The organism is Amycolatopsis rhizosphaerae, from assembly GCF_007713715.1.
GTDB lineage: Bacteria > Actinomycetota > Actinomycetes > Mycobacteriales > Pseudonocardiaceae > Amycolatopsis_E > Amycolatopsis_E rhizosphaerae.
In genome coordinates, this window is record NZ_VJWX01000225.1 from 1 (window position 1) to 11,033 (window position 11,033).

The following is an 11,033-nucleotide window of genomic DNA, read 5'->3' on the forward strand; positions in this document are numbered from 1 at the left end:
CCGCCACCGCCTACGCCCTGAAAAAGGCCGGGATGTCCCTGGACCAGATCGACCTGATCGAGATCAACGAGGCCTTCGCCTCCGTCGTCGGGGCGTGGCTGATCGAGACGAAGGCCGACCCGGCCAAGGTCAACGTCAACGGCGGAGCCATCGCCCTCGGGCACCCACTCGGGGCCACTGGCGCGAGGCTGATGACCACCTTGCTGCACGAACTCGAGCGCTCGGGGGGCCGGTACGGGTTGCAGGTCATGTGCGAGGGCGGTGGCCAGGCCAACGTCACGATCCTCGAAAGGCTGGGCTGAACATGGCCGACCCGACCCTCAGCATGCTGCTGTTCAACTACGGGGATCGGATCGCCACCCATGGTCCCGGCGCAATGATCGCCGCGGCCGAGACGGCGGAGGCCGCCGGAGTGGACCGGCTCGTGGTCGTCGACCACGTGGTGATGGGCCCGGACACGGATGCTTACTCGTGGGGCTCGTTCCCCACCGAGCCGGACAGTCCCTGGCTGGAGCCGCTGACCACACTTGCCGTGCTCGCCGGGCGGACGCGGCGGATCCGGCTCGCCACCGGCGTGGTCGTCGCGGCGCTACGCGGGGCGGCCGTGCTGGCCAAGACCGCGGCCACGCTGGACCTGCTCTCCGCCGGGCGGTTCGACCTGGGTGTCGGGACCGGCTGGCAGGCCAAGGAGTACGAGGCCGCGGGTTTGGACTTCGCCCGCCGCGGCCCGCTGCTCGACGACACGCTCGCCGCGGTCCGGGCACTGTGGGACGGCGCCCCCGCCGCCGTCGACCTGCCCTCGCTGCGCTTCGCGGACGTATGGTGCAGCCCGCGCAGCCCCGGAGTCCCGATCTGGGTCTCCGGCTCACTCACCGGGCCCGTCCTGCGCCGGCTCGTCCGGTGGGGGGACGGGTGGATCCCCATCATGGGCATCACGCCGGAACGGTTACGCACCGACATCACCCGGCTGCACTCGGCGTTCCGGGAAGCCGGTCGCGACTTGTCCGGGCTCCAGGTGCAGGGTCGGCTCCCCGTCGTGCGCGGGAAGAACGGGGCCGCCGACCTGGATGCCACCCTGGCGCGAGTCCCCGACCTGCTCGCCGCCGGAGTCACCGATGTGTCGTTCACCCTGCCGGCTCTCTCCCGGAACCCCGAGGAGGCGCTCACCCGCCTTCCGGCGCTGGTCAAGGGGTTTCGGGAAGTCGTCGCCCAACGGTGAGTGGGATCGCATCCCGTAACCGGACACACCCGACTGGACACACGCTTGGTAGGCCGCCGAATCGAGGGCCACTTCCCCCACATCGGTGTCTTCTTCGCACCGGCACCAGGCGAACTGGAAGGCAGGACCGCATGACTGAAACGAAGACCTCCGTCGATCACGAGGTGCAGGCGCGATGAACGGCATGGTGACGACCCGGATCACCGAACTGACCGGGGTCCGGTACCCGATCGTCCAGACGGGGATGGGCTGGGTGTCCGGCCCGGAGCTCACGGCCGCCACGGCGAACGCGGGCGGCCTGGGCATCCTCGCCTCGGGCACGCTCACCAGGGACGAGATGCTGGCGGGCATCCGCGCCGTCAAGGAGCGCACGGACGCCCCGTTCGGGGTCAACCTCGTCGGTACCGCGCCGGACATCGCGGAGCGGGCGAAGATCCTCATCGCGGAGAAGGTGCCGGTGGCGTCGTTCGCGCTCGCGCCGAAGCAGGAGGTCTTCGGCCTGCTCAAGGACGCGGGCGTCGTGATCATCCCCTCGATCGGCGCCCGCCGGCACGCCGAGAAGGTCGCCGCCTGGGGCGCTGACGCCGTACTCGTCCAGGGAAGCGAAGGCGGCGGCCACACCGGGACGGTCCCCACCACCCTGCTGCTCTCCCAGGTCGTGGACGCGGTCGACATCCCGGTGATCGCGGCGGGTGGCTTCCACGACGGCCGTGGTCTGGTGGCCGCGCTGGCCTACGGCGCGGACGCGATCGCGATGGGCACCCGGTTCCTGCTCACCTCGGACAGCACCGTTGCGCCGCAGGTCAAGCAGGTGTACCTGGACGCCGGGGTGGACGGGACCGTGGTCACCGACCTCATCGACGGTGTCCCCCAGCGAGTGTTGCGAACGCCGATGGTGGAGCGGCTGACGGAGCAGGGGCGGGGACCGCGGGCGGTCCTTCGGTCCCTCCGCAGCGCCGCCGCGCTCCGTAAGGAGGTCGGGTCGTCCTGGTTCGACCTGGTGCGCCAGGGGTTGGCCATGCGGGGGCAGCGCGACCTGACCTGGGGCCAGCTGCTGATGGCCGCCAACACCCCCATGATGATCCGCACCGGCATGGTCGAGGGGAAGGTCGAACTCGGCAGTCTGGCCAGCGGTCAGGTCGCCGGCCTGATCGACGAATTGCCGTCGTGCGCCCAGCTGATCGACCGCATCATGGCCGAGGCCGAGAGGACCCTGGGCCGGCTCGGGGAACTGGGATGACGGTGGGCCTCCCGCCCACCGGGCCCGACCGTCGACTGCTCGCGCCGGGGCCTGCCCGCCTCAGCAGAAGCGGCCGGTGGGTCCCGCTCAGCGAGACGAACCCGATCCGTCCGGAGCCTCGGCCCTAGCCTCCGGCCGATGGTGGTGAGGACGCCGCAGGAAGGACGGACTCGTGGTAACCGGACCGAACGACGCGGTGGGCATCGCGGCGCGCATCCGCTGTGGGGAGCGCACCGCGGCCGAGGTAGCTCGCCGGAGGGACATCGGTCACTGCTTGTCGTGGATGACGTGCGCGACCGCGCGCAGGGCACCGATCGGGTCCTCGCCCATCGCGTGCAGGCCGACGTGATCCGCGCCCGCCGTCAGCTCCGCGTGGACGCCGGCCGCGACAGCCGCCTCGTCGCCGTGCAGCACGAGCTCGTCGATCAACCGGTCGCTGAACGGCTCGGTGAGGTCCTGATCGGTGTAGCCGATCCGCCGGAGGTTGGTGGCGTAGTTGGCGATGCCGAGGATCGGCCGCACGCCCGCGCGGGCGGCCTCCCTGGCCCGTTCGACGTCGGTGTCCAGCACCACGCCGTGGCCGGGCACCACCAGCTTGTCCGGCCCGAGAGCCTTCCGGGCGCGCCGGGTGTGCTCGGGCGTCACCTGGAGGGTGAGCGTGCCCGCCGCGCGCTCGGCCGCCAGCCGGAGCATCTTCGGGCCGAGCGCAGCCAGCAGCACGCGGTCGGCGGGAACACCGGCCGCGGCCAGGACGTCCAGGTAGCTCGCGACCTTCGCCACGGGCGAGGTGTACCCGGCGTTGATCTCCCGATGGCCGGCACCGATGCCAATGAGGAGCCGACCGGTGTACTTCGCCTCGATTCGGTGGTAGGAGTCCGCGACCTCTTCGGCGTTTTCCTGCCACACGTTGAGCACACTGGTGCCGACCACGATCCGGTCGGTGGCGTCGAGCAGCCGCTCCGCCGCGAGGAGGTCAGCGGCTGGCGACGCGGCCAGCCAGATCGCGCTGTAGCCGGTGTCCTCCAGTGCGACGGCGTCCGCCGCGGTCGCGTCCGCCGCGGTCAGGTAGGCACCGAGTGGTCCGAGTTCGATTGTCATGATCACGACTTCAGCACCGGGGAGTGACGCGCGCCAGCAGCAACCGGTACGCGCTGCGATAAGCTTTGCTTATCGTCGAAGCCGGACCGGGTGGGCACCATGGAGCTGCGGGCACTGCGCTATTTCGTCACCGTCGCCGACGAGCTGCACTTCGGCCGGGCCGCCGAGCGGCTGCACATCGCGCAGCCCGCGGTCAGCCAGCAGATCGCCCGACTGGAGCGGGAACTCGGCGTCCGGCTCCTCGACCGGTCACCGCGGCGGGTCCGGCTCACCGCGGCCGGGCGGCGGGTGCTCGACGCGGCGCGCACCACGCTCGCGGCGGCCAACCAAGTGCAGCTCGCGGCGCAGCAGGTCATGACAACCGTGCGCATCGGCACCGCCGCCGGCATGACCGCCCGGCTGGAACGCGGGATCGACGCCCTCCGCGCGCGGGCGCCCGAGTTCGACGTCGTGCTGGTCGATCTGCCGGTCGAGGTCCGGCTCAACGCGCTCCGGCAGGGCGAGCTCGACCTGGCGCTGACTCGCGGCACGCGGTCCGTGCCGGGGCTCACGGTGCTGCCGACCTGGACCGAACACCTGTTCGCGGTGGTGTCGAAGCACCACCCAGCCGCGCAGCGGACCACCGTCGGCCTCGCCGACCTGGCCGGCGACACGCTACGCGTTCCCGCCCACGAGCATGACACCGTGGTCGCGGCACTGCGCGATGCCGGGCTGCACCCGAGAGCGGGCCGGCCGACCGGCACGCTGCAGGACACGATCGTCGAAGTCGGCTCGGAGCCGCGGAGCTGGACGGTGCTGCCCGCCGACCAGGTCGCCGAGATCCGCTCGTCGCGGGTCCGGGCGATCCCGCTGGAACCGGCGATCACGATCACCGGTTGTATCGTCGTCGGCGCGGAAAACGCGGGCAACGCGGCGGAATGCGCGGTCGCGGCCTTTCGCGACGACGCCACCGGCTGACCCGGCACCGTCCACAACAGACAGATTCGTCAACCACAGCGACCGGTCAGCCGCCCCGGTGGTGGAGACGGTCACGATGGCCTGCACCGTCCGGTTCGGCTGCCTGCAGTCCTGGCGCCGCTGCCGGACGGTGTTCGTGGTTCCCGCGACGTTGCTGAGGCATCAGACGAAGAAGGCGTTCATTCCCGGTACGTCATCGGCGAACGTTTCGATCTCGGCGATGCGTCCATCGCGTAGCCGGCAGACCGTGGCGAGGTGTTCGTCGAGGACGACATCGCCACGGTGGCCGGTGTTGTGCTGTAGCAGTGCCAGGTTGTCTCGGCTGGTCAGCAGGCGTTCCAGCCGGAATTGGACGCCATGGTCGGCCACTTTCTGCATCTGGGCGATGACGGCATCAGCGCCGACCGTGGTGCCGGACAGGGCGTGGTCGCCAGGCAGGGTCCAGGTTGCGTCGTCATGCAGCAACGTGCGCAGGGTCGGCCAGTCTCCAGCCAGCAAGGCGGCGTAGGCGCGGCTGCCGAGGTCGTGTGCGGTTGTGTTCATTGTGCGTTCCTTACCGGTGATCGTGGTTCACCACGTCGGGATGGACGGGTCATGGGGTAGGGCGGTGACCGGACCGAGCTGGGTGTGCGCTCACGCGGCTGCCGTGGACCATCGGGCCGCGTGGTCCCGGACGAACTGTTCGAACGTGCGGGCCGGCCGGCCCGTCAGGTCGGGCACCACGGTGCTGACCACGTCGTCGCGGCCCGATCGGGCCCCGGCATCGGCCCTGGCGTAGATCGCGGCGAATTCTGGGGAGAACCCGACGGTTTGCAGGTCCGCGGCCAGCGCATCCTCGTCGGTGTGGACCACCCGGACCGGCTTTCCGGCGGTCGCGGAAATGACCGCCGCCGCTTCGGTGTAACTCAGGGCCTGGGGGCCGGTGAGCAGGTAGTCGCGTTGATCCACCTCGGTCTCGGTCCGATCGGTCACCAGCAACGCGGCGGCGCAGGCCGCGATGTCGCGTACATCGATCCACCCCACGCGGCCCTCACCACTGGCGGTGCGAATTTCGCCGTCTCGCAGGATTTGCCGCCCCACTGGATGCGGGCTGAGGAAATTCTGCATGAACCCGGACGGACGCAGCACGATTCCGCCGGGCTGGTCGCGGACGCGAGCGGCCAGTTCCGGTGCGCGGGACTGCAGAGGAACAGCGGAGCTCAGCAACACGACTGTGCGCACGCCACGACGGTGAGCGTCGTCCAGGAAGGGAATGACAGGGCCCGCCGGATCGGCGGCGTTCGGCGGGGCGACAAGGAAGATCCGGTCCTGCCCGTCCAGCGCGGCGGCCTGGGTGTCGCGATCGAACCAGTCGAACGGCACCGCGTCCGGGTCTTCGGCGGCCGGCGTGCGGCTGGCCACCCGCACCGGCACGCCGCGACCGCGCAGAAGCGTAACCAGTTCTCGGCCGACTTTGCCGGTCCCGCCGGTCACGAGAACACCAGGTCCCGGATCATCCCCAGGGCGGTACCGGGTGTCGGCCGCAGCAGTAGGCACAATGTCTCCTTCGGTGTCTTCACGGACCCTGGGCCTGGGGGTGGGACGCCGTCAACGCGCTGGCGGGTGTCGAACGGGGTGCACCACCACGCCCATAGTTCGATGATTAGCTAACCATCGATAGGGAGGACCGTACGCTACAGTTAGATGAGCGTCAAACGATGGAGTGGAGGTCTCCGTGGCACGAACGCTTCCCGGACCTTCGATCGAGTCGCTGGATCTCACCATGATCCTGAGCGCACTCGCCGAACCGGGCAGACGGGCGATGATGACCGAGCTCTACCGGCACCTGGAACCGGTTGACTGTGCGGTCGTGGTGGAGAAGGTCGATCTGGGTCTGAGCAACGCGACAATCTCGCACCACTGCCGTGTCTTGAGGGAGGCCGGGCTGGTCAGGACAGTCGCAGAAGGACGACGTCGCATCATGGCGGTCCGTCGGGACGAGGTGGAAAAACGCTTCCCCGGGCTGCTCAACGCCGTCCTCGCCTCAGGAGGAAACTCCTGACCAGCGAACGTCACGCCCTCGCGGGTGTGCCGAGGTCGCCCTCGGACTCGGCCACCGTCGCCAGGGCCTGGAGGAACAGCCAGCCGAAGGGGTCCTTCCCGTCGTAGACCGACGCGCCGAGCCCGAACAGGACACCCCGGTTTGGACAGATCGGCGAGGTTGGTGTGGGCCTCGGCCGTGTCTCAGGCGACACGGATGTGCTCCTGCGCGGACAAGCCATCATCCGAGGCGCATTCCACCTGCTCGCCCAACCACACTGACCACAACACCCCTGCCGCAGAACACGACCCCGTTGGCGGAGTTCCCGTTCTCCACCTCCTGCAACCCGCGGGCCGCCGCCGGCCCGTCGTCCGGGCTGTACAGCCCGGACGACCCGATGTTCTTCACGCCGCGCTCGCCCCACATCCCGGCAACGTCGAGCTTCGCGAACCCGTTGATCACGTCGGTCGAGGCGGCGTCGACCTTGGCGCAGGTGGTGTGCAGGTTCGCGAGTCCGCCCCGGCCACCGCGGGCCGCGACCCGATCCACCTCGCCCAAGGCGGTAAGCCCGGCTCTCACCACCGCCGCGAGCTCACTCCCCCACGGGCAACACCTGAAGATCGTGCCCGACGACCAACCGGCCGGAATACCCCTGCTGGGCATCTCGCCAGCGGCTTTCCGGGGTGGTTGCGGGAACGAGATGAGTCAGCACCAGGGTGCCGACTCCGGCTGGTTCCGCGACCTGCGCGCCGACCTGTTCGATCGTGGTGTGGGCCGAGAGCAGGTGTTCCCGCATCGGTCCGGCCTTGTCCGGTGGCAGGAGGGCGACCAGTTCGTCGACGAACTTCGGGTCGATCACTTCGTGCACGAGGTAATCGGCGTTCTGGGCGAGGTCGATGAGGTTGGGGCTCACGCAGGTGTCGCCGGAGACCACAATGGACCCGTCCGGCGTGTCGAACCGGTAGGCGAATGCCGGCGCGGTGGGGTGATGGTCGACGAGTGTCGCGGTGACGGTGACGTTGCCGTCACGCCAGACGGGGATCGGTGAGGTGAGGCGAGGCGGCCGTCCTTCGGGGTCTGGCGCCCAGATCCCGGTGAGGTCGATGTCGCGCACCTCGAACAGCCTGTCGGGACCGGCGAGAGCGCTGTCCCGCGAGCGGTCGTTGAGGTCGTTGGCGAAGCCTTGGCGCAGGTGGTTCGTCAGGCTGGCGGTGCCGGGGCCGGGTTCACCGGGAACGTACACCGGCGGCTCTGGGCGGCCGGGCGGGAAGACGCGCGGCAGCGTGGGGCGCGCGGGCGGGCCCCAGACCTGAATGGGCGGCCCGGTGCGTCCGATGGCGTTGGACGCTCCGGTCACGTAGAGCGAAGGCCAGTCCGCGATGTGATCGCTGTGCAAGTGGGTGAAGAAGATCCCGCGGACGTTGCCGAGCAGGTTGCCCGCAACGGGCCCCGGGATGATCCCGCTCCGGGCGAACTGCGGGTAGGCGCCGATGCCCAGGTCGACCACGTACACCTGGTCCGCGTGCACGATCGCGGTGGATACCCCCGCTCGGCCGGGGTTCATGATGGTGGGGCCACCCGCGGTGCCGAGGAGCACGATGCGGGTACGCGCGGTCTGGTGCCTGCCGGAGCCGCGGTCGGGAGACGCGGCCGCGCTGGACGCGACCATGACCGACCCCGCGGTTGCGGCACCGAGGAGCTGGAGGAACCGACGCCTGCCGGGACCGCGCGGAATTTCGGCGGCAGCGCGGGAGAGGTAGTCACACATGGCGTTCCTTCGACGGTTCGATCGCGATCAAAGCCGGCGCCGCCCGACCACTTTCGACGACGGCAGACGACCGGCCTTCGAAGTACCTTTGAGGTCATCGCCGTCGACCGTCACCTCGAACACGAGGTTCAGCCGCATCGGCCGGGTAATGGCCTGCCGCCAGGTGATCCGGTTTCCGTCGCGAACAAGATCCCGGAGTTCGACGTCTTCGCCGGAACCGCGTGCGATGCCGCTCCAGATCCCGTCCTGCTCGCGGAGGTCGATGTCTGCCTTGATCTTCCCGATCGGCGTGGAGATGGTGAGGTCCCAGGTTTCGGTGGAGGTCACTGGATCTTCCTTTCGGTGGTGTGGAGCGGTTTCAGAAGCCAGCCGGCTGGGGTCCGGTGTTGCGCCAGACGACGCCGCGCCGTTCGTGAGCGAACAACTCCTCGACGGCGTGCGCGATCTGCGGACCGATCTCTCGTTCTAGGAGGTAGAGACCGAGGTCGAGACCCGAGGTGACCCCGGCTCCGGTGACGAGGTCGCCGTCGTCCACGACGCGTGCCGGCACCGCGTGCACGCCGGTGGCGTCGAGCAGATCCATGCCTCCGTGGTGGGTGGTGGCGTGACGACCCTCGATGAGTCCGGCCATGGCCGGGATGAGCGAGCCGCCGCACACCGTGGCGAACAGGACATCAGGCTGCGCCAAGGCTTCCTTGAGCAGCGCGGGCAAAGACGTTTCCAGAGTCCGTCCGAGCAGGACCGGAATGGTGTCTTCGCTGTTGTCGACTTCCGATATGTCGCCGATCGGACCCGCCGCGCCCGGGACCAGCACCACTCCCGCACGCGTGGGGTCGAGCGCGGCCGTCGCGCGCAACGACAGCCCACCCGTGCCGCTCACCACGTCGCGTGGCCCTTCGGCAGAAACAAGTTCCACCGTGACGGCGCCGCCGGAAGCCATCCCGCCGGCGTGGAAAACCTCGAAAGGCGCGATGGCATCGAGCGGGTCGAAACCATCGAACAAGACAATCTGGACGTGCACAGTGGACTCCTGCGGAGAAACTTGATGGGAATGCTGGCGACTCTAACTTCGCCCGTGTCGGCCGAACACCGTGGTTAGTGCCAAGATTCGCCGGAAAATCGCCATGGGACGGAACACCGATCTGCCGCCCGGATCGGCACTGCCGCCCTGGGCCGAGCCCGGCACGCCTCGGTCCTGGAACCCGCGTTGCGTGATCCCGGCGTTGAAGCCCTGTGAGGAGCGGTCCGTCGTCTCAGCCCTCCGCCCGGCAACCGGGCCGGACTTGCGTACGATTGGCTCGGTCGAGAGCGCAGTGTGGATCGCATGTGAACAGTAGGGAGCCGAGGAGTGTCCGTGAGCGACGGAGATCGACGCGGCGAGCGTCGCCATGCCGGACCAAGATAAGGACAGCGGCGGTTCCGCGGCGATGCCGACCGTGACCGGCTCGCTGGCGCTGGCGCTTGTCGGTGCAGGACAGGCTGTCCGGGTGCGAGTCGAGGATCGGTTGGCACCGTTGGGACTGACGCTGCGGCACCTCGGCGCGCTCGGACACCTGTCCCGTCGACCGGACCTGTCGTACAGCGACCTCGCGCGCCGGGCCGGGATCACCGCGCAGAGCATGCACGCCACCGTCCGGCAGCTCCAGGAACTCGGTGCCATCACCAAAGCGACGACCGGGAAGGGCCAGCGCGCCCGGCTGGAGGTCACCCCTCGCGGGCATGAACTGCTCGCCGCGGTCGCCGCCGAACTGGATGCCATCGACGGCGAGTTGTTCCAGAACATCGGCGAGGACGCCAAGACACAGCTGAAGCGGGCACTTTTGGAACTGGCGTTCAGTCCAGGCGGAAGCGCGGACAGGTAGACCAACAGGCAGACTTTAAGTTGGACTGATACTCTGGTCGGGTCACTCGACAAAGGAGGTTCTGTGTCCAACCACGAATCGATGAAGCTCGACCTGCCCGAGCACGACGGGTCGCCGATCGAGGCGGCCTTCCTGGTCGCCCCCGGCTACAACCCGGTCGACATCGTCGGCGCGCACACCGCGCTCGGCCTGCTTCCCGGGGCCCGGGTGCACCTGGTGTGGAAGAACACCGACGAGGTGATGGGCGTGCCCCCCTTTCCGACGCGGCCGACGACGACGTTCGACGAGTGCCCGCGGAACCTGGACGTCATCTTTGCCGGAGCGGTCGGCAGCGAGGTGTTCGAGGACGAGGAAACGCTGGAATTCCTGGCCGACCGCGGCAGTCGCGCGCGGTGGGTCGCGGGATCGTGCGTCGGTTCCCTCTTGCTGGGCGCCGCCGGCCTGTTGCGGGGTTACCGCGCCACGACCAATTTCCAGGGCGTGCACCTGCTGCCCTATTACGGTGCCACGTACGCTCCGGGCAACGTCGTCGAAGACCGCAACCGCATCACCTCCGGACCCGCTACCGGCGGTTTCGAGATCGCCTTCCGCATCATCCAGGACATGTACGGCGATGAAATGGCCCGCGAAAGCATCCTGCAGGCGGAGTACGACCCGCAGCCGCTGTTCAAGGTCGGCACTCCGGAAATGGCCGGGCCGGAGCTCACCGCCCTCGCCCAGGAGCACACTCGGACGATGACCGAGCCTCTGCTCAAGATCTCGGAACGAGCCGCCGAACGGCTCGGCATCGCCGTCTGAAAGCCGTCGGCGCCGCATCCGTGATTTGTTCGTGGTGCGCGGTTGCCGGCCAAGCAGCAACGGCCGGCAAC

At 69.3% G+C, this 11,033-nt stretch carries 14 protein-coding genes and 1 pseudogene; 7 read left to right on the forward strand and 8 right to left on the reverse strand.

Annotation, left to right across the window (positions count from 1 at the left end; translation table 11 throughout):
* From FNH05_RS21240 to FNH05_RS21250, 3 genes and pseudogenes are all read left to right on the forward strand, one after another.
* A pseudogene (locus tag FNH05_RS21240) lies at positions 1–302 on the forward strand (acetyl-CoA C-acetyltransferase); the annotation flags it as partial.
* A gap of 2 nt (positions 303–304) precedes the next feature.
* Positions 305–1,219 carry a TIGR03619 family F420-dependent LLM class oxidoreductase gene (locus tag FNH05_RS21245; RefSeq protein ID WP_144590464.1) on the forward strand — a complete coding sequence of 305 codons (915 nt, stop codon included), beginning with the start codon at positions 305–307 and terminating at the stop codon, positions 1,217–1,219.
* A 187-nt stretch (positions 1,220–1,406) separates the two neighbouring features.
* Entirely contained in the window at positions 1,407–2,459 is a 1,053-nt protein-coding gene (locus FNH05_RS21250; RefSeq protein WP_222426669.1) for an NAD(P)H-dependent flavin oxidoreductase, read from the forward strand.
* 267 nt (positions 2,460–2,726) lie between these two features.
* On the opposite strand, the gene FNH05_RS21255 is transcribed toward FNH05_RS21250, so the two are convergent.
* A complete protein-coding gene (locus FNH05_RS21255) occupies positions 2,727–3,557 on the reverse strand; it encodes a TIGR03620 family F420-dependent LLM class oxidoreductase (protein ID WP_144590466.1) in 831 nt (276 codons plus the stop codon).
* 99 nt (positions 3,558–3,656) lie between these two features.
* Here FNH05_RS21255 and FNH05_RS21260 point away from each other — a divergent pair, with 99 nt between their 5' ends.
* Complete coding sequence (locus FNH05_RS21260) at positions 3,657–4,514, forward strand: LysR family transcriptional regulator (protein WP_144590467.1); 858 nt, start codon at positions 3,657–3,659, stop codon at positions 4,512–4,514.
* A 162-nt stretch (positions 4,515–4,676) separates the two neighbouring features.
* On the opposite strand, the gene FNH05_RS21265 is transcribed toward FNH05_RS21260, so the two are convergent.
* Both FNH05_RS21265 and FNH05_RS21270 read right to left on the reverse strand, forming a co-directional pair.
* Entirely contained in the window at positions 4,677–5,057 is a 381-nt protein-coding gene (locus tag FNH05_RS21265; RefSeq protein ID WP_144590468.1) for a nuclear transport factor 2 family protein, read from the reverse strand.
* Between the two features lie 90 nt (positions 5,058–5,147).
* Positions 5,148–5,987 (reverse strand): NAD(P)H-binding protein, encoded by an 840-nt coding sequence (locus tag FNH05_RS21270; RefSeq protein WP_246127870.1) that lies wholly within the window; start codon positions 5,985–5,987, stop codon positions 5,148–5,150.
* Positions 5,988–6,228: 241 nt separating this feature from the next.
* Here FNH05_RS21270 and FNH05_RS21275 point away from each other — a divergent pair, with 241 nt between their 5' ends.
* The gene (locus FNH05_RS21275) at positions 6,229–6,555 is read left to right on the forward strand and encodes an ArsR/SmtB family transcription factor (protein WP_144590470.1); all 327 of its coding nucleotides are present in this window, start codon (positions 6,229–6,231) and stop codon (positions 6,553–6,555) included.
* A gap of 10 nt (positions 6,556–6,565) precedes the next feature.
* Here the strand turns inward: FNH05_RS21275 and FNH05_RS38185 are convergent, their stop codons facing one another.
* From FNH05_RS38185 to FNH05_RS21300, 5 genes are read right to left on the reverse strand one after another with little or no spacing between them, the layout of a single operon-like run.
* Positions 6,566–6,748: a hypothetical protein gene (locus tag FNH05_RS38185; RefSeq protein ID WP_186382663.1), complete on the reverse strand. Its 183-nt coding sequence runs from the start codon at positions 6,746–6,748 to the stop codon at positions 6,566–6,568.
* A 26-nt stretch (positions 6,749–6,774) separates the two neighbouring features.
* Positions 6,775–7,092, reverse strand: coding sequence for a hypothetical protein (locus tag FNH05_RS21285; protein WP_144590471.1), 318 nt, complete (start codon positions 7,090–7,092; stop codon positions 6,775–6,777).
* A 34-nt stretch (positions 7,093–7,126) separates the two neighbouring features.
* Complete coding sequence (locus FNH05_RS21290; RefSeq protein ID WP_144590472.1) at positions 7,127–8,302, reverse strand: MBL fold metallo-hydrolase; 1,176 nt, start codon at positions 8,300–8,302, stop codon at positions 7,127–7,129.
* Between the two features lie 27 nt (positions 8,303–8,329).
* Positions 8,330–8,629: a hypothetical protein gene (locus FNH05_RS21295; RefSeq protein ID WP_144590473.1), complete on the reverse strand. Its 300-nt coding sequence runs from the start codon at positions 8,627–8,629 to the stop codon at positions 8,330–8,332.
* 31 nt (positions 8,630–8,660) lie between these two features.
* On the reverse strand, positions 8,661–9,323 hold the full coding sequence (locus tag FNH05_RS21300; RefSeq protein ID WP_144590474.1) for a DJ-1/PfpI family protein: 663 nt from the start codon (positions 9,321–9,323) through the stop codon (positions 8,661–8,663).
* Positions 9,324–9,690: 367 nt separating this feature from the next.
* On the opposite strand from FNH05_RS21300, the gene FNH05_RS21305 reads away from it, so the two are divergent.
* Positions 9,691–10,164, forward strand: a complete 474-nt coding sequence (locus tag FNH05_RS21305; RefSeq protein ID WP_222426667.1) for a MarR family winged helix-turn-helix transcriptional regulator — start codon at positions 9,691–9,693, stop codon at positions 10,162–10,164.
* 63 nt (positions 10,165–10,227) lie between these two features.
* Positions 10,228–10,962 carry a DJ-1/PfpI family protein gene (locus FNH05_RS21310; RefSeq protein WP_222426668.1) on the forward strand — a complete coding sequence of 245 codons (735 nt, stop codon included), beginning with the start codon at positions 10,228–10,230 and terminating at the stop codon, positions 10,960–10,962.
* Positions 10,963–11,033 lie beyond the last annotated feature (71 nt).

What these genes read in the sequence shown, in the direction of transcription:
- FNH05_RS21260 (WP_144590467.1), top strand. Translation starts at nt 3,657, where the DNA reads ATGGAGCTGCGGGCACTGCGCTATTTCGTCACCGTCGCCGACGAGCTG.
- FNH05_RS21255 (WP_144590466.1), bottom strand. Translation starts at nt 3,557, where the DNA reads ATGACAATCGAACTCGGACCACTCGGTGCCTACCTGACCGCGGCGGAC.
- FNH05_RS21265 (WP_144590468.1), bottom strand. Translation starts at nt 5,057, where the DNA reads ATGAACACAACCGCACACGACCTCGGCAGCCGCGCCTACGCCGCCTTG.
- FNH05_RS21245 (WP_144590464.1), top strand. Translation starts at nt 305, where the DNA reads ATGGCCGACCCGACCCTCAGCATGCTGCTGTTCAACTACGGGGATCGG.
- FNH05_RS21305 (WP_222426667.1), top strand. Translation starts at nt 9,691, where the DNA reads ATGCCGGACCAAGATAAGGACAGCGGCGGTTCCGCGGCGATGCCGACC.
- FNH05_RS21290 (WP_144590472.1), bottom strand. Translation starts at nt 8,302, where the DNA reads ATGTGTGACTACCTCTCCCGCGCTGCCGCCGAAATTCCGCGCGGTCCC.